17 protein-coding genes are annotated in these 16,999 nt (G+C 66.5%); 7 read left to right on the top strand and 10 right to left on the bottom strand.

The genetic code is table 11. From position 1 onward, the window contains the following. The first annotated feature begins 232 nt into the window (after nucleotides 1-232). On the top strand, nucleotides 233-1,312 hold the full coding sequence (locus CHB65_RS01345) for a sensor histidine kinase (RefSeq protein ID WP_245809884.1): 1,080 nt from the start codon (nucleotides 233-235) through the stop codon (nucleotides 1,310-1,312). A 23-nt stretch (nucleotides 1,313-1,335) separates the two neighbouring features. Here CHB65_RS01345 and CHB65_RS01340 read toward each other — a convergent pair whose 3' ends face one another. The 3 genes from CHB65_RS01340 to CHB65_RS01330 all read right to left on the bottom strand — a co-directional run bounded on the left by CHB65_RS01340 (nucleotide 1,336) and on the right by CHB65_RS01330 (nucleotide 4,913). Further along, nucleotides 1,336-2,898 (bottom strand): replication factor C large subunit, encoded by a 1,563-nt coding sequence (locus CHB65_RS01340; protein ID WP_089383243.1) that lies wholly within the window; start codon nucleotides 2,896-2,898, stop codon nucleotides 1,336-1,338. 69 nt (nucleotides 2,899-2,967) lie between these two features. Further along, nucleotides 2,968-4,260, bottom strand: a complete 1,293-nt coding sequence (locus CHB65_RS01335) for an amidase (protein WP_089383242.1) — start codon at nucleotides 4,258-4,260, stop codon at nucleotides 2,968-2,970. An 89-nt stretch (nucleotides 4,261-4,349) separates the two neighbouring features. Beyond that, nucleotides 4,350-4,913, bottom strand: coding sequence for a DUF7344 domain-containing protein (locus CHB65_RS01330; protein WP_089383241.1), 564 nt, complete (start codon nucleotides 4,911-4,913; stop codon nucleotides 4,350-4,352). A gap of 389 nt (nucleotides 4,914-5,302) precedes the next feature. On the opposite strand from CHB65_RS01330, the gene CHB65_RS17855 reads away from it, so the two are divergent. The 5 genes from CHB65_RS17855 to CHB65_RS01310 all read left to right on the top strand — a co-directional run bounded on the left by CHB65_RS17855 (nucleotide 5,303) and on the right by CHB65_RS01310 (nucleotide 8,371). Continuing rightward, nucleotides 5,303-5,428: a hypothetical protein gene (locus tag CHB65_RS17855; protein ID WP_281251541.1), complete on the top strand. Its 126-nt coding sequence runs from the start codon at nucleotides 5,303-5,305 to the stop codon at nucleotides 5,426-5,428. Nucleotides 5,429-5,486: 58 nt separating this feature from the next. Further along, nucleotides 5,487-6,482, top strand: a complete 996-nt coding sequence (gene moaA / locus CHB65_RS01325) for a GTP 3',8-cyclase MoaA (RefSeq protein ID WP_089383240.1) — start codon at nucleotides 5,487-5,489, stop codon at nucleotides 6,480-6,482. 174 nt (nucleotides 6,483-6,656) lie between these two features. After that, nucleotides 6,657-7,070 (top strand): DUF7124 domain-containing protein, encoded by a 414-nt coding sequence (locus tag CHB65_RS01320; RefSeq protein ID WP_089383239.1) that lies wholly within the window; start codon nucleotides 6,657-6,659, stop codon nucleotides 7,068-7,070. A gap of 90 nt (nucleotides 7,071-7,160) precedes the next feature. Continuing rightward, the gene (locus tag CHB65_RS01315; protein ID WP_089383238.1) at nucleotides 7,161-7,775 is read left to right on the top strand and encodes a MogA/MoaB family molybdenum cofactor biosynthesis protein; all 615 of its coding nucleotides are present in this window, start codon (nucleotides 7,161-7,163) and stop codon (nucleotides 7,773-7,775) included. A 41-nt stretch (nucleotides 7,776-7,816) separates the two neighbouring features. Next, nucleotides 7,817-8,371 (top strand): hypothetical protein, encoded by a 555-nt coding sequence (locus CHB65_RS01310; protein ID WP_089383237.1) that lies wholly within the window; start codon nucleotides 7,817-7,819, stop codon nucleotides 8,369-8,371. 3 nt (nucleotides 8,372-8,374) lie between these two features. Here the strand turns inward: CHB65_RS01310 and trpG are convergent, their stop codons facing one another. From trpG to CHB65_RS01280, 7 genes are all read right to left on the bottom strand, one after another. Next, a complete protein-coding gene (gene trpG, locus CHB65_RS01305; RefSeq protein ID WP_089383236.1) occupies nucleotides 8,375-8,971 on the bottom strand; it encodes an anthranilate synthase component II in 597 nt (198 codons plus the stop codon). Beyond that, on the bottom strand, nucleotides 8,968-10,623 hold the full coding sequence (gene trpE, locus CHB65_RS01300) for an anthranilate synthase component I (protein WP_089383235.1): 1,656 nt from the start codon (nucleotides 10,621-10,623) through the stop codon (nucleotides 8,968-8,970). Before trpE ends, trpG begins: the two co-directional genes overlap by 4 nt. Then, the gene (locus CHB65_RS01295) at nucleotides 10,623-11,267 is read right to left on the bottom strand and encodes a phosphoribosylanthranilate isomerase (protein WP_089383234.1); all 645 of its coding nucleotides are present in this window, start codon (nucleotides 11,265-11,267) and stop codon (nucleotides 10,623-10,625) included. The genes trpE and CHB65_RS01295 overlap by 1 nt, the downstream gene beginning before the upstream one ends. Continuing rightward, nucleotides 11,267-12,334: an anthranilate phosphoribosyltransferase gene (gene trpD, locus CHB65_RS01290; protein WP_089383233.1), complete on the bottom strand. Its 1,068-nt coding sequence runs from the start codon at nucleotides 12,332-12,334 to the stop codon at nucleotides 11,267-11,269. Before trpD ends, CHB65_RS01295 begins: the two co-directional genes overlap by 1 nt. A 232-nt stretch (nucleotides 12,335-12,566) precedes the next feature. Next, on the bottom strand, nucleotides 12,567-12,719 hold the full coding sequence (locus CHB65_RS16700; RefSeq protein WP_143420332.1) for a DUF4177 domain-containing protein: 153 nt from the start codon (nucleotides 12,717-12,719) through the stop codon (nucleotides 12,567-12,569). Between the two features lie 345 nt (nucleotides 12,720-13,064). After that, complete coding sequence (gene deoC, locus CHB65_RS01285) at nucleotides 13,065-13,703, bottom strand: deoxyribose-phosphate aldolase (protein ID WP_089383232.1); 639 nt, start codon at nucleotides 13,701-13,703, stop codon at nucleotides 13,065-13,067. Nucleotides 13,704-13,784: 81 nt separating this feature from the next. Beyond that, the gene (locus CHB65_RS01280; protein WP_089383231.1) at nucleotides 13,785-15,452 is read right to left on the bottom strand and encodes a sensor histidine kinase; all 1,668 of its coding nucleotides are present in this window, start codon (nucleotides 15,450-15,452) and stop codon (nucleotides 13,785-13,787) included. Between the two features lie 146 nt (nucleotides 15,453-15,598). On the opposite strand from CHB65_RS01280, the gene gatD reads away from it, so the two are divergent. Continuing rightward, entirely contained in the window at nucleotides 15,599-16,939 is a 1,341-nt protein-coding gene (gatD, locus tag CHB65_RS01275) for a Glu-tRNA(Gln) amidotransferase subunit GatD (RefSeq protein ID WP_089383453.1), read from the top strand. The last annotated feature ends 60 nt before the right edge of the window (nucleotides 16,940-16,999 follow it).

Raw genomic sequence — 16,999 nt, 5'->3', positions numbered from 1 at the left:
GCCGCAGCGGGTGCGCCATCTCCGGCCTGCGGGACGCTCGGCACGTGAACCGATCCTCGCCGGGATCCGGACGCGCGCCGTCGTACGGCGGGAGACGAGGCCGGACACGACCGGCCGCACTGCTGGTTCAGACACCCGTTCTAGATTTTTTCAACCGCCCCGGTAGTTATTCTCTACAGCAATAGATATTAGATAAATAACATTTATATGTGATAGGTGAGGACGTGTGAACGTGAGCCATGGGACCGGCATCCGACCGGGGGTCCCATATCGACGGCCGGGGGGGACGGTCGACCGGCTGGTCCTCGAGTCGGAGCCAACGGAGCGATTGCCTATCGACGAGCGGTCGGTCAACGACTGGCGTGAGCGCGTCCATCCGGACGACCGTGACCGTCTCTGCGACGCGTTAAGCGACGAGGAGGTCGACATCGCCTATCGAGTCCGGACCGAGGAATCGAACACGTGGATCACCGAGCGGGGCGTCCAGGCGAGCGATGACGAAACGATCGTCGGCTATCTCTTTCCGGCGGGCGAACGTGTCGAACGACGGCGGCGGTTGGAGCGCCAACGGGAGCGTTTGGAGGAGTTCGTCGGCGTCGTCTCCCACGACCTTCGGAACCCCCTCTCGATCGCCGTTGGCAACCTCGAACTCGCCCGCGATCTCGAGGGCGAGCAGGCGACCGAGCGACTCGATCGGGTCCATGAGGCGCTCGAACGGATGGACACGCTCATCGCCGACATGCTGGCGCTTGCACGCGAGGGGCGGATCGTTGAGGAGACGGCGGAAGCGGACGTCGAACGGATCGTCAGACAGGCGTGGAGCACCACCGGGACCGGCGCACCGGCCCGACTCGTCATCGAGGACCCACTCCCGCGTGTTCCCTGCGACGATCGGCGGCTCCGACGGGTTTTCGAGAACCTCTTTCGGAACGCGATCGAACACGGCGTCGATGTCGATGACCCGATCGAACACGTCGCGACCCCCGAGACGCTCGATCGTGACTCATCGACCGTCGATGGGCCGGACGAACTCCAGGCGTCCGGTGGCTCCATGGATGTCGTTCGAGTGGTGGTCGGACCGACCGCCGACGGTTTTTATATCGACGACGACGGCCCCGGTATTCCCCCCGACCGACGGGAGCAAATCCTCGAACCGGGACACTCGACACGTCCCGACGGAACGGGATTCGGGCTGGCCATCGTCGAGCGGATCGTGACCGCACATGGCTGGGAGATCGAGGTCACCGAGTCCCGATTCGGCGGTGCCCGGTTCGAAGTGACAGACGTTGAGACGGTCACGGACGCGGAATAAGCGCGTGCGTAACAGGCGCCGGTTTACAGGAAGTCGCCGAGACCGGCCTGTCCATCGTCGTCGGCGTCGTCGTCGACATCGGCGGTCGATCGGTCATCGTCCCCCTTGCTGTCGTCGCTGCCGTCGCCATCCCCATCGTTAGCGGTACCGTCGCCGTCGTTGCCGTTGTCGCCGTCGTTGCCGTTGTCGCCGTCGATGGCTTTCCCGTCGCTGTCGGCGTCGTCGTCGGCATCCGATCGACCAGCCTCGCCCGCCACATCGAGCCCGGAGACGCCATCGCCGGTGGCGGTCTCCGTGATCAGTTGTTCGCGCCGCTCCCGCGCGTCCTCGACGATCGATGCCACCTTCTTCGTCGATTCCCCGGATCCCGTAACGAACGCGACGCCCGCCTCGTCGAGGTCGTAGGCGGCCGCCATCGTCACGGTGAGTTCACGGGGCCGGCAGTGATGGGTGATCGTCGAGAGGAACGGCAACACGTCGCGGCGTGCCGTCGTCATGCTACACCCGCTCCGTTCGGCGATTTGGCGGACCACCTCGTCGGCCGTCTCGTTCGAGCGGGCCCAGAATTGGGGGCGGCCGTACCGCGTCCAGCCCCCTTTCGTTCCGTTACGCGCGGCGGCGACGCCGGCGGCGGCGTTGTCGGTCACGTATCGCCAGTAGCTGTAGTTCTGGGTGGCACGGACCCGCCCGAGCCAACGGTCAGCGTTCGCGAGGACGTCGTACGCCCGTGTCGCCTCCATGGGATCGTAGACGTCGAGGAGGTTGTCCTCGATCCATTTGGTCAGGTCGTCGGGCGTTTCGTCGACGGCGTACGCCGACTGTAACGCCTCTTCAGCCGACTGCTCTTTTAATACGGCGTCGAGGAACGGAAAGATCCCCATCGATTTGTCGCGATCGGCGGTCACCACGTCGCCGACGGTGATCGATGTCCGGCCCTGCGCGGCGGCCTGGAGGTCGTTTACCGCCCCACGAAGGTCACCGCGGTTTCGCTCGGCGATCCGCGAGAGCGCGTCCGCTTCGAACTCGATCCCCTCCTTGCGGCAGATGTCACGCAGGACGGGCACGATAGAACGTGCCGAGATGTCGCGAAACTCGATCTCCTGGCAGGCGTTCCGTAACCCGCGGGACATGTCGTAGAACTCGTTTGCGATGAGGACGACCGGTTGCTCGGCGTTCTTCACGAGCTTCGTGATGGCGGCGGCCCCGCCGCGGTCGTAGGTGCCGTGGATGTTGTCGGCCTCATCGAGGATGACGAGCTGTCTGGAGGCGGTGTCCTCGCCGGTCGCACCGCCCCCGCCGGCGCTTCCGCTGAGCGTCGCGTTGTGCGCCGCCCGTCCCGCGAACCGCTCGATGTCGTCGCTTTTCCGCTGGTCGGAGGCGTTGAGCTCGACCGTCTCCCATCCCATGTCGTTCGCGAGCGCGTGTGCCGCGCTCGTCTTCCCGACGCCCGGGCTGCCGTGGAGCACGACCGCCTCCCGGTGGTCGTCCCACGTCCGCGCCCAGTCGGCGACGGCGTCTCGGGCCGTGTCGTTGCCCCGTACCTCGGAGAGGGTCCGTGGGCGGTAGCGCTCCGTCCAGTCGGCCATTACCGTGGGTTGGCGGGAGCCGTGTTTAGTGGTTGCGGACGGGCGATCCCGTCCGCCGTCGACTCCATTCTATCCGAACGCGGCGGCGATCCCGTGGCTCCACGCGATCACGTCCTCGTCGGTCCCGAACCGGCCGGCACACTGCACGCCGAGCGGTAACCCCTCGTCGGTTCGGCTCGCCGGGACCGTGACGGTGGGCAGACCCGCATGGGTCCACGGGAGGTTCATCACCGGATCGCCGGTCGAGTCGATGCCCCGCGGGGCGGGACCCGGCGCGGCCGGCGCGATCCAACAGTCGATCCCGTGGTCGTCCATGAGCGCGGTCAGCCGCCTCCGGAGGTCCTCGCGCCCTCGCCTTCCGGCTGCAATATCCGCCGCCGACACCGAGTGTCCCGTCTCGATCAACTCGCGGGTCTCCGGCGCGTAACGGTCTCCATACTCCCGATACCACGCATCGTGAGCGAGCGCGGCGTCGGCCGCGACGAGCCGATTGTGTCGCGCGTTGATCCCGTCGATCGATTCGAACGCGTCGACGCGGACGACCTCGTAGCCGGCGGCGGCGAGCGTGTCGAGGTGACGGTCGAAGGCGTCGAGGGCGACCCGGGAAGCCTGTTCGAGGTACGGCCCCGTCGGCACGCCGAGGGTCGGTTTCCCGGACGGCGCGGGGAGCGTCCGCCAGCCGTCACAGAGAATGGCGGCGACGAGCGGCAACCCGGCGGTGTCTTGGGTGAAGACCCCGACGTGATCCACCGACCGCGAGAGCGGGATCACGCCGTCGGTCGGGATCCGATCACGGGTCGGTTTGAATCCGACCACGCCACAGAAGGCGGCAGGGCGGATCACGGAACCGACCGTCTGTGTTCCGAGCGCGACCGGACAGAGGCCGGCGGCGACCGCCGCGGCCGATCCGCTGCTCGACCCGCCGGGGGTCCGTTCGGGGTCGAGCGGATTTCGCGTCGGCCCCGGTGAAAAGTAGGCGAACTCGGTGGTGACCGTCTTCGCGAGGACGATCGCCCCGGCCGCCCGAAGTCGCTCGATCGCGGGACCCTCCGGGCCGGAAAGCGCTTCCGGCGGGAGCGCGGATCCGGCCCGCGTCTCCATCCCGTCGACGTGAACGATGTCTTTCACGCCGACCGGGACGCCGAAAAGCGGTGGACGGGATGCGGGATCGGGGGACGTCTCCGCGAGCGACGTGGTCGTCTCCAGAACCCGTTCCCGACGATCCGGCTCGGGGACCAGCGATTCGATGGTCGGTTCGATCTCGGCGGCGCGATCGAGCGCCCGCTCGACGTACTCCGTCGGCGTCCTCGCCCCCGTCCTGAGTGCCCTCACGGCCTCGGCGAGCGGTTCGACATGTCGCATTCATCGGTGATTTCGTCGGCGATGAGTTAACTGCTCGCGTCGGCGTGGTTCGACCGCGGCTCCCTGCTTCAAGACGCCCTGTCGGATGGTCACAGACGCCGCTGTCGGGTGTACCGGAGGTGTATGAGTGCAGCGATAACGAGTAGCATGGTGAAGGCGGCCATCACCGCCGCCGCCGGCACGGCACCGAACGGCGAGGTCCCAGTCGCGTACGCGATAGTGACTGCCCCGAAGAGCGCGCCCAAGCCGAGATAGAACTCCGACCAGGTGAACTCGTCATCGCCGACGATCTCGAGGTACGCATCGAACGTGTCCGCCGCGGGCGCGAGGGTCACCGCGCCGGTGTTTCGATCGTAGGTAATAACGCGGCTTCGTTCCATCCGCGGAAGGTGTGACTGGTACAGCGACGTGTACAGCCGCTTCCGTTGTGCGTAGCTGACTTCGACGGGCGCGATGCCGTGCTCTTCGGCTGCGATCTCGGTCGCGAGCTCGCGGAGGTGTGCTTCGCCGCCGTTCGCCGAGAGATGCTGGAGCACGTGTCGACGGCGTTCGTTGCTCAACAGCGCGAACACCTCGTCGGTCGAGATGCTCGCCGATGCGTCCGCCGTCTCCATCGGGTCGTCCGTATCGTCTGATGGTTGGATCTGATTCATTGGCTCCTCTCCGCGGATTCCCCCCCAGGAAACTTCGCGTGGTAATCGGAGACAGTCAGATGTTTTAAACATTCCTATATGTTTACTTACTGGTATTTGAACCCCGATACCGACTACTCGCAATCAGGTCAATGCTCCCGTGAGCCGAACTACATATAAATGTACGATGGAGCTCTCGTCCCGGGGACGCCGACGCCGAGGAAGCGATACCTCTCGGATCGAGTGCTGGCTTGGTTCGACACGGGTCCGGTCCACGCGACCGGTCTCACCCCTGAGGCGAGCGACGACATCGCCGGGGATGATGGCCACCGATCGGATCCCGCAACGACGCTGCTTTCGGCCGGGGCGCTCCGGCGATTATCTCGCTCACCGACCGCGACTACGCCTTCGTGGCGTCGATCGACGAGGAGCGGGCCGGCCAATGGGAATCACGCGCCGTATTCGTCGCGGACGTGGCCGCCGCGGGGATCCTCGCGGAACGGGAGGATGTCAACCGCCGATGTAATGACCTGTAGTTACGGTCGTTCGTGATCAACCCGGATGCTTAAGCGGTCGTGGTCATTTCCTTCGAGCATGAGCGGTCCACTTACGGACGATTTCGGGCGTGCGGTGACGGGAGTGCGCGTCTCGTTGACCGACCGTTGTAACTTCGACTGCATCTACTGTCACAACGAGGGGCTCGGGGACACGCGCGGGCCGATGGAGCCCGGTGAAAACGAGATGAGCACCGACGATGTCGTTCGGTTTCTGGAGGTCGTCGAGGAGTACGACGTCCGCAAGGTGAAATTCACCGGCGGCGAGCCGATGTTGCGTCAGGACCTCGAGGAGATCATCCGCCGAACGCCCGATTCGATGGAGGTTTCGATGACGACGAACGGAACCTTCCTGCCCGGACGTGCAGCCGACCTTCGGGAGGCCGGCTTGGACCGCGTGAACGTCTCACAGGACGCGTTAGATCCCGACGACTTCGCGGCGGTGACGAAATCCGGCGCCTACGATCAGGTGATGGAGGGCGTCAAAGCGGCCGTCGACGCCGGGCTTGCCCCGGTGAAACTCAACATGGTGGTGTTCACCCATACCGCGGGCTACGTCGAGGAGATGGTCGAGTACGTCGCCGAGAACGAAGGGCTTCAGCTCCAACTGATCGAGTACATGCCGGAACTCACCGGCAAGCCGGAGTGGAACATCGATATCGAACGCGTCCACGATTGGCTCGAGGGGATCGCCGATCGGGTCGAACGCCGCGAGATGCACAGCCGCCGTCGGTACTACATCGGCGCGGACGGCGACGGGCCGGGCGGTATGGTCGAGATCGTCGACCCCGTCGAGAACGAGTCGTTCTGTGCCAACTGCGGACGCGTCCGCGTCACCCACGAGGGATATTTAAAAGGCTGTCTCAACCGGAACGATGACCTGCGGTCGATGGGGGAGATGACGCGCGAGGAGATCGCCGAGACGTTCGAGACGGTCGTCGCGAACCGGGTGCCCTACTACGGCGAATATCTCATCAAGGACGACGACGGCGAGTACGAGTTCAACGAGAAGTACCTCGGTACGCCGTCGGTCTGAGGCGACGGCGCGGGGCGTCCGGCTTGGCCAACCAGTTGACCCGTCGTCACCGACCTGCTCGACCGTATACACCTGCCGATCCGATCCGGGAACCATCGTGCTCGAACACGCACGCTCATCGAGCGCGACGGGCGAAACGAAGTGGTTTTCGGCCGTGGTGTGAAAGAAGTCGGCATGGACAGTGGCGGATCCAGCGACATGACGCTCGCGTTCGAGTTGGAGGCACTGCAGGCGCTCGCCGATCCGAACGCCGTCTTTAACGGCGCGAGACAGTGGACCCAGTACGTCGGCGTCGTGAGCGACCAGCCCACCTACGTCGTCACGAACTACACGCGAAAACACCGCGTCCGGCAAGACTTCTTTTCCGGGCCCCGTGGCGTCACGGAGAGCTTGGAGAACATCAAACGACAGTTCGACACCGAGCGACACGTCTTCGTCGGCCGCACGGAGGCGGACGAGGCGCTCGCCGAGGAGACGGGCTGGGAGTTCCTTCACGTCGAGGACGCCGCCGAGGCCGCGGGATGGACGCTCGCCGACGATGAGGAGGAGGCGGTTCCCGAGGAGCCCACGCGCGACGACTGGCCCTGAGCGGCCGGCGAGCCCGAGACCGCCGTATTCGGCCGAGTGGACTCATCGGCATCACCGACTGTTTTGAGTCCGGCCATCGAACCGAACGTTATGAGCGAGCAGCACCAGCATGACCATCAGGATGAACACGAACGCGACGACCACCGCGGTCACGAGCATTCCGATGACCGTCACGAGCATCGCGACGACCACGACCACCACTCCCACGCCGATCACCACCACCACGACGCCGACTCGGTCGGGGTTGCGGTCGTGACGGTGTCGAGCTCGCGGACGCTGGATGCGGACCCCTCGGGGGACCATCTCGTACACGCCTTCGAGGGGGCCGGGCACGAGGTCGTCGCCCGCGAGTTGGTCCCCGACGACTTCGGGACGATCCGTGAGACCGTCGACGGGCTCGTCGGACGTGCCGACGTCGACGCGGTCGTGACGACGGGTGGAACGGGCGTAACCCCCGACGACGTCACCCCGGAGGCCGTCGGCGACCTCGTCGAGACCGAACTCCCCGGGTTCGGCGAGCTGTTCCGAACGCTCTCGTATGAGGAGGTCGGCACGCGGACGGTCGGCTCCCGGGCGACCGCCGGGATCGTGAACGGCGTGCCCGTGTTCTGTCTACCCGGTTCCGAGAACGCCGTGCGTCTCGGCGTCGAGGCGATCATCCTTCAGGAGATCGGCCACCTCGTCGGGCTCGCGACCCGGGAGTGATCGGGGCAACGTTATAAACCGACACCGCCCCGAAAGGCCATATGCGACAGGTGGAGGTGACCGCCGATCTGCGCGCCCAGAGACAGGACGTCCTCGATGCACTCGGGCCCGAGGCGCTCATCCGATTGGAGGGGACCTACGAGGTCGACGCGGTTCGCGAGGCGGAGGGTGGGTGGCTGGTGACGGCGTCGACGATCGTCGGCGACGAGATCGTTGAGATGACGCTCTCCGTCGACACCGTCGAGAACGGCTACGCGTACGAACTCGTCGACGGCGGCTTCTTCGAGGAGCTACACACGACCATCCTCGTCACCGACCCGCCCGCGGAGGTGCGAGCCGAGATCGACGCCCCCGATCTCACCCGCGTGACGCTCAACTCGACGTTCACGTTCGGCGGCCCGCTCGCCCGGGTGAAAGACTGGTTTGCGACCTCCAACCGTCGAACCGAGTTGCGTCGGGCCGTCGCCCGGCTGGGCGAGGAGGTCACGGATGAGCGGGACCAGGTTGGAGGGGAGACTGACGACGGAGACGACGACAGGGGCGGCGACGGCAACCGCGACGCCGACCGCGACAGGGACGGAGCCGCCGGCAGATAGCCCCTATCGCGCCCACTCGATGAAGTTTCGGATCACGTCGTGACCGACGCCGGTGAGGACGCTCTCGGGATGGAACTGCACCGCCTCGATCGGATGCTCGACGTGACGGATCCCCATAACCAGTTCCTCGCCGCCGTGGTCGGTCGTCGCGGAGACGTCGAAGACCTCCGGCACCTCGGTGGCGATGAGCGAGTGATACCGCCCAGCGCGGAAGCCCTGATCGAGGCCCGCGAAGACGCCCTCGCCGTCGTGATCGATGGGAAACGCCTTGCCGTGGATCGGCTCCGGGGCATGGCCGACCGTCCCGCCATACTCGTAGACGGCCGCCTCCAACCCGAGACAGACGCCGAGCGTGGGGATCTCCGTCGAGAGCCCCGAGAGCACATCGGCCGTCACGCCCACGTCGCGGGCGTTCTTCGGGTGTCCCGGCCCCGGGCTGATGATCAGCGCGTCCGGCTCCTCGGCCTCGACCGTCGCGAGCGACGCGGTGTTCTTGTGGACGACCACCTCGATCGGCTCGCCGTCAACCCGCCGATCGGAGACGTACTCGACGAGGTTGTAGGTGAACGAATCGAAGTTGTCGACGACGACGACCTTCATCTTGGGGCCTCCGTGCCGGCGGTGACGCCGTCATCGACCATGTCGCTCCCGCGGTCGTGGTCGTCGCCCTCGCGGTCGTGGTCGTCGCCCTCGCGGATCGCGTCGATCGCCGCGAGCACGCCGTTCATCTTCTGTTCGGTCTCCTCGTACTCGGCGGTCGGATCGGAATCGGCGACGAGGCCGGCACCTGCCCGCACCGTGACGACGGACTCGTCCGGATCGCTTTCGGACCCCCGGATCGTCGCCGTCCGGATGACGATGGCGAAGTCGGCGTCGCCGGTCCACGAGTAGTAGCCCACGCCGCCGCCGTACGCCTCGCGTGGGGTCTCCTCGAGGTCGTTGATGATCTCCATCGCTCGCACTTTCGGGGCGCCCGTGAGCGTCCCCGCGGGGAAGGCGGCGCGCGTCGCGTCGAAGGCGTCGTACTCGGTCGCGACCGTTCCCGTCACCGTCGACTCGATGTGCTGGACGTGACTGTATTTTAAGACGTTCATGAACTCCTCGACGCGCACCGACCCCGGCTTGCTCACCCGTCGAACGTCGTTGCGCGCGAGATCGACGAGCATCGTGTGTTCGGCACGCTCCTTGCCGTCCGCGAGCATCTCGCCCGCCAGCCGGCGGTCCTCGACCGGGCTCTCCCCGCGTGGGCAGGTGCCGGCGATGGGGTTCGAGACGATCCGGTCGCCCGTCACCGACACGAGCGTCTCCGGGCTCGCGCCGACGATCGTCCGGTCGGCGTGGCGCAGGACGTACATGTACGGCGAGGGGTTCACCTCGCGCAGCGCAGCGTACAGCCCGAGCGGGTCGACCTCGCCGCGGACCTCACGCGACCGGGAGATGACGCCCTGATAGATGTCGCCGTCGAGGACGTGCCGCTTCGCTCGGCGGACCGCCTCCTCGTAGGTCTCCTGTGCGCCCGCCGTCGAGTCGGTCTCGCGGACGCCACCCGTCTCTGGAGCGGTTGCTCCCGCAAGCGCCTCGGCCACGCGTTCGGCCTCCGCGAGCAGCGAGTCGTAGACCGCGCCCGCGTCGTCGTCGATATCGATGATCGGCGTGAAGACGAGCTCGACGGATCCCTCCACGTCGTCGAAGACGACCGTTCGGGTGGTTAACGCGAACTCCGCGTCCGGAAACGTCGTCTCCGGACGTTCGACGCCGACCTCCTCCAACCAGAGGTCGTAGACGGCCTCGTAGGCCAGAAAGCCGACGAACCCGCCCGAGAGGATCTGCCGATCGGTTTCGGGGAAGCCTCGGCGGGTCACCTCGGGGAACGCGGCACGGATCCGGTCGATAACGTCGCCCGCCTCCGGGCCGAGCCCCGCGGCCTCGATGCGATCGGCGGCGGGGCCAAGCCGTTCGACGTCCGTCCGATCCGGGTGGATCGAGACGATCGCCTCCGGGTCGTAGCCGACGAACGAGTAGCGCGCGTGTCGGTCCGCCTTGCCGCCGGCGGAGAACGCGCCGTCCGGGTCGCTGGAGGCGACCTTCTCGCCGGATTCGAGGAGGAAGCCGTATGGCCCGTCGCCGACCAACGTCGCGTACGTCGACAGGGGGGTGACATCCGCATCGAGCGACGCGGCGACGCGGGCGACGACGGGCCGGTCCGCGTCGCTCACGAGTTCGATGAACGCCTCACGGGAGCGATCTAACATTAGACGACCTCCATCTCGCGGCCGGCGTTCGCGACGAAGCGGGCGACCGCGTTGTGATCCTTCCGACCGCCGGTGAGTTCGACGCCGGAGGCGACGTCGACGGCGAAGGGGTCGGCAACACGGACGGCCTCCGCGACGTTCTCCGGGGTCAACCCACCGGCGAGGACGACCGGCGAGGTGAGCCGCGAGGCCAGCCGACCGGTCGCGGCCCAGTCGTGGGTCTCGCCGGTCCCGCCGGCACCGGACTCGGTCGTCGAGTCGACCACGAACGCGTCCACCGCGTCGTCGAGTCGCTCGGCGAGTCCGTGGTCGGTCGCGTCGACGGTCAGGATCACCTTCGTCTCCGTTTCCGCGCGGACGTAGCCGACCTCGTCGGCGGTCCACTCGCCGTGAAGCTGGATCGCGTCCGGTCCGACCGTCCGGGCGAGTTCGACGGCCCGCTCGGGGGAGTCCGGCATCGTGACGAGCGTGGCGGTGACGAACGGCGGAACGTCCGCGATCAGCTCCGCGGCCGCGGCCGGGTCGACCTCGCGGGGCGTCTCGACCGGGACCTCGGTGATGACGCCGATCGCGTCGGCCCCGGCGTCGACCGCCGCGCGCAGGTCCGCCCCGCGGGTGATCCCGCAGATCTTCACCCGTGCCATCAGTCGTCGCCTCCGTCGACTTCGGCGTCGGGCGTCGCCTCCGGTTCATCATCGGGCGTCGCCTCCGGTTCCCCACGAAGCGCCGCGAGTTTCGCCGCCGCGCCGCCGTCATCGATCGCCGCGGCAGCGGCCTCGACGCCGGCAGCGAGCGTGTCGGCCTCGCCGGCGACGTAGACCGCCGCGCCGGCGTTCGCGAGGATAAGGTCGCGTTTCGGTCCGGTCACCTCGCCGGTCACGATCCCGCGGAGGTCAGTCGCGTTCTCCTCCGGGGAGCCACCCGCGACCGCCTCGATCGGGGCGGGATCGAGTCCCAGATCCGCCGGGGAGATCGTGTACTCCGTCACCTCGTCGCCGTCGACCTCCGCGACGACCGTCTCGTCGTGGAGGGCGATCTCGTCCATGCCCGAGCCGTGGACGACGAGCGCGCGCTCAACTGGCATATGGGCGACCGAGCGGGCGATCCGGGGGACAAGGTCGGAGTCGTAGACGCCGAGCACCTGCGCGTCGGCCCCGGCGGGATTCGTGAGGGGGCCGAGGACGTTGAAGACGGTCCGCATCCCGAGCTCCTGTCGCGGACCGATCACGGCCTTCATCGCGGGGTGGAAGACGGGCGCGAGCATGAAGCCGATCCCGTCGCGCTCGATGGCGGCCTCGACGGCTTCCGGCTCCGCGTCGACCTCGACGCCGGCGGCCGTGAGGACGTCGGCGCTGCCCGAGGAGGAGGAGACGGAGTAGTTGCCGTGTTTCGCGATCGCGACCCCCGCGCCCGCGGCGACGATCGCCGCGGTCGTCGAGACGTTGATCGTGTCGTAGTCGTCGCCACCGGTGCCGCAGGTGTCGACGAGCGGGGCGCGGTCGGGGTCGATGGTGCGCGCGGCGTCGCGCATCCCCTTCGCGAGCCCCGCGATCTCCGCTTCCGTCTCGCCTTTCGCGCGCAACGCCGCGAGCAGCGCGCCGATCTGTGCCGGCGTCGCCTCCTCGAAGATCAGCCGCGCCGTCGTCCGCGCCTCCTCGACGGTCAGGTCGCCGCCGTCGGTCACCCGCTCGATGGTGTCTTGAATGGTCATGGAATGTGTAGTCATTGTGTGGAGTGATGTATATATTCGGCTTGTAATGTACAAATCCGCACATCGATTTAAGCGTGTCGCACGGGGGCGGCGAGGAGGAGGTATATAAATAAAAGCGCATCTGCCGAACTCCGTCGGGAGACGTTCCTACTGAATCCCGTCGGAAGGCGTTCCACGGGCGTATGTACTGGACCGGCCGCGACCGACTAATGGACGCGAAAGAGCGGAGCCATCAGTCGACCGGTCGCTTGAGGTAGTGCCAGATCCACGTGACCTCGACGAGTTCCCAGCCGTCCCGGGCATACTCGTTTAATATACGGGTCGTCTTCCCGCCGAATCCGACGATCGCGACACACCTGTATTCGTACTGTTGCTCGGTTGCCATACGTCTCGGATGCCATGAAACGGGATAAAGAGGCAGTTTGGGCACCGGGATGACGGGTGATCGGTACGATTGATGACCGGCACGATGGGCGAGCGGAGCGACAGGCCCTGTCGTTCATCAATCGTACCGATCACGACGGCCGTGTTCGCCCGGCGATGACCTCGAACCTCCCCAGCCTCGGTGGGCGGACGCCGAGAGGCGTCCGGCGTCCGCCCACCTCCCTCGCGGTCCGCTCAGCGCCGATATCGGCGCTGAGCGGGCGCGCCGAACGTAGTGGGTGGGTGTCGTAGTCGTTTATATACTCGGCGGCGGCGCTTGCTTGTGAAACCCGCTATCGCATCCGAATCACTCCGGTGCGCCCGCGAGGATGTCGACGCCGCTTGAGGCCCCGATCCGGTCGGCACCCGCCTCGATCAGCTCCACGGCCGTCTCGTAGGATCCGATCCCGCCGGAGGCCTTCACGGGGAGGTGGTCGGCGAGCAGTTCGACGTCCGCGACGGTCGCGCCGCCGTCGGCGAAGCCCGTGGAAGTCTTCAGCATGTCGGCGTCGGCCTCGACGGCCGCTTCACACGCCCGGCGTTTCTCCTCCTCACTTAAGAGGGCGGTCTCAATGATCACCTTCACCGGGATGGGGACGGCGGCGACGACCTCGGCGATGTCGGCGGCGACCGCATCGTCCTCGCCCGCGCGCAGGCGACCCACGTTGATCACGAGGTCCAACTCGTCGGCCCCGTCGTTCCACGCGTTCTCGGCCTCGTCGTGTTTGCTCCGCATCGAGGACTGCCCGTGCGGGAAGCCGATCACGGTCGCGAGCGTGTCCGGCGCGTTCGCGTAGTTGGCCGCGTCGGCGACGTAACAGGGCGGGATGCAGGCGTTCATCCCGTGGTCGGCCGCCTCGTCCAACACGCGTTTCACGTCGTCCCAGGTCGTCTCAGGGCCCAAGGTGGTGTGGTCGATCATCGGCGCGAGCGTCTTTCGGTTCATACCGGACCCTCGCGGGCGTGTTTAAAAGGCGTACTGGCTCGATCGAACGGCGGTGCCATCGTCGGTCTCGACCGACGGGCATCACCGCTCGATCGAGTCGATGCCGGTGATCTCGAAGCGCGTACCACCGGCGTCGACCTCGGCCACGGAGATATCCCACCCGTGTGCATCACAGATCTGCTTGACGATCGCCAGCCCGAACCCCGTTCCCTCGCGGTTCGTCGTGAATCCGCTCTCGAACACCTCCTCACGACGTTCCTCGGGGATCCCCGGGCCGGTATCGGCCACGAATACCCCTCGATCGTCGTCCGTGATGCCGACGACGACCGCCACCGAGTCGCCGCCGTGCTCTATCGCGTTGCGAAACAGGTTTTCGAACGCTTGGATGACCCGGCTCCGATCACCGAGAAACGTCGCTGGATCAGCGATCGTGATCGTCGCCTCGGACGTCTCCACGTGCTGCCAACTCGCGATGGCGACCTCCTCGAGATCGAGCCGTTCCCGCTCGCCGACGCTTTTTCCCTCACGGGCCAGGATCAACAGGTCTTCTATCATCGTCTCCATCCGTGACAACGCTCGGCTCACGTCCGGGAGGTGCTCGCTGTCACACTCCTCCGCGGCGAGTGCCGTACGGCCCATCGCGACGTTCAACGGGTTACGGAGGTCGTGTGAGACCACGCTGGCGAACTGGTTGAGCCGCTCGTTTTGCCGGGCGAGCTGCCGTTCACGTTCCCGAAGCTCGGTGACGTCACGGAGGACGACGACGGTGCCGATCGGCTCCACCCGGAGCATGATCTCGGAGGTCTTGACCAGGTAGTATCTATCCCCATCGACGTCCGGGACCGTCAGCTCCATTTCCTGTCCGTCCGATGTCTCCCCGATCAACGCCGCCAGATCCGGATGCAGCTGCGACAACGGGGTGCCGAGACGACCGTCGTCCAGATCGGACACGATAGATCTCGCCGCTGTGTTGTAATCGAGAAGCCGAAGACGGTCGTCGAAAACGAGGATTGCGTCCGCGATGTCGTTGATAACGATGTCGCGGGCGATCGGATCGAGCGCGTAGAAATCATATCGAAACGCGACGTATCCGACACCGAGGACGAATACCGAGATCCCGAACGGCGTATGGTCGTAGGTCGGGACTGGGCCGATCCCGAGTATCGATGCGATGAACGGAACGATCCCGAGGAGGACGGAGCCCGCGAGGATGAGCGTCGATGTCGTTATCTGGGACCGTCCCCGTTCGAGAAGACCTGCTAAATAGTAGGTCCCGAGAACCATTCCTGCGAATATATACGCGATCGCCACGAACCGCACCGGCCCCGAGATGATCTCCAGATGCACCAACGGTTCCCGATGGAGCGTAAACGATGCATAGTAGCCGTGAAACGGCGTCGTAAGTGCCGTGATGAGCAGAAGAAGATAGACGACGACGAAGCCCCGAATCACGGTGTTGGACCGGGTCGGTCGATGGGTGTAATCGGCGGTGAAGAGCAACCAGAGGATCGGCATCATGAGACCGATGCCAAACGAAGCGATCTGCAGAATGACCAACGTCGAGTAATCAACGATCAACAGTCCCGCAGTCGCCAGAAGTGCCCAGACGGCCACACCAGCCATGAGCAGGCCGAACCAGCGCCTCGATCGCATTTCGCTGCGGGCTATCGCCCAGTAGCCGAAGGTGCCCGCAAACAGGACCGAAAGCAGATGGACGGCTACGTACGCGATGAAGAGACTGTGCTCCACAGCGACCGTTCGTAAAAAGTGGTTAAGAATCTTGTGTCGTCGCGTATTGGAGCGAGCGAGTGAACGATACCGAAAATGACGATGGTGATGCCCACCGCCGCCCGCGAACGGTTGGATTCAAGTCCGCCGAACCGAAATCCGGGGGCATGCATCCGGGAGATCGCGTCCGCGTCGACCGCGGGGACGTCACGAACGAGGGCGTGCTCTTGCCCTCCAGCACGCGGGATCACCTCGTGATCAAACTCGACGGCGGCTACAACGTCGGTATCGACCGCGAGGAGGCGGCCGTCGAGGTGCTGGAGTCGGGCGCACGCGACGTCGACGGCGGCGGATCGGCCGATGAGACCGCTGGCGACGATGCGGCCGCCGAGCCGGGCGACGCCGCGACGGCCGCCTCCGAGATCACCTTCGATGACGACCTGCCGACGATCTCGCTCATCTCGACCGGCGGCACCATCGCCTCCACCGTCGACTATCGAACCGGCGCGGTCACCGCGCAGTTCGACGCCGAGGACGTCCTCCGGGCCGTCCCCGAACTCGCCGGCCGTGCGAACTACCGCGGGCGGGTCGTCGCCAACATCCTCTCGGAGAACATGGACCCTTCCATCTGGCGCGACCTCGCCGCGGCCGTCGCCGAGGAGGTCGCAGCCGGCGCGGACGGGGTCGTCATCATGCACGGCACCGACACGATGCAGTACTCCGCCGCCGCGCTCTCGTTCACCCTCGACGTGCCGGTCCCCGTCGTCTTCACCGGGAGCCAGCGCTCGGCGGACCGTCCCTCCTCCGACAACGTCATGAACGCGGTCTGTGCCGTCGAGGCCGCCAAGGCCGATCACGTCGAGACGCTCGTCTGTATGCACGCGAGCTCCGACGACGACGCCTGTGCGCTTCACCGTGGCACCCGCGTTCGGAAGAACCACACCTCCCGACGTGACGCCTTCGAGACCGTCGGCGCGAAGCCGCTCGGGATCATCCCATATGACGCCGCCAGCGAGGCGGGCAAAGACGGCGACCCCGCCGACGAGACGATCACCTGGAATCGGGAGCCGACACCTCGACCGGAGGAGGATGGAAACACCGCGGTCGAGACCGCACTCGATCTCGAACGCGACGTCGAACTCGTGAAGTTCACGCCCGGGATGGACCCCGCGGCGTGGGACTACCTCGATGGGAAGGCGGGGGTCGTGATCGAGGGGACGGGCCTCGGCCACGTCCACACCGACCTCATCCCACGGATCGAGTCGCTCGTCGCGGACGGGACGGTCGTGGTCATGACGAGCCAGTGCCTGGAGGGCCGGGTCTGCGATCGCGTCTATGACACCGGACGCGACCTGCTCGATGCGGGCGTGATCGAGGCCGGCGACACGCTCCCCGGCACGGCGAAGGTGAAGCTCATGTGGGCGCTTGCGAACGTCGCAGACCCGGCCGACGCGATGCGGCGTGACCTCGCGGGCGAGCTCACCGCGGAGTCACAGCCCTGGCGGTGAGGGGCCGGGCCGGCCCCCATACCCTCGCAGCAATGATCGCTACGCTCTTTTTACCCGCCG

It is taken from the genome of Halorubrum vacuolatum (assembly GCF_900188065.1).
GTDB lineage: Archaea > Halobacteriota > Halobacteria > Halobacteriales > Haloferacaceae > Halorubrum > Halorubrum vacuolatum.
The sequence above is the reverse complement of the archived record's forward strand: the minus strand, read 5'-3'. Positions and strand labels throughout refer to the sequence as shown.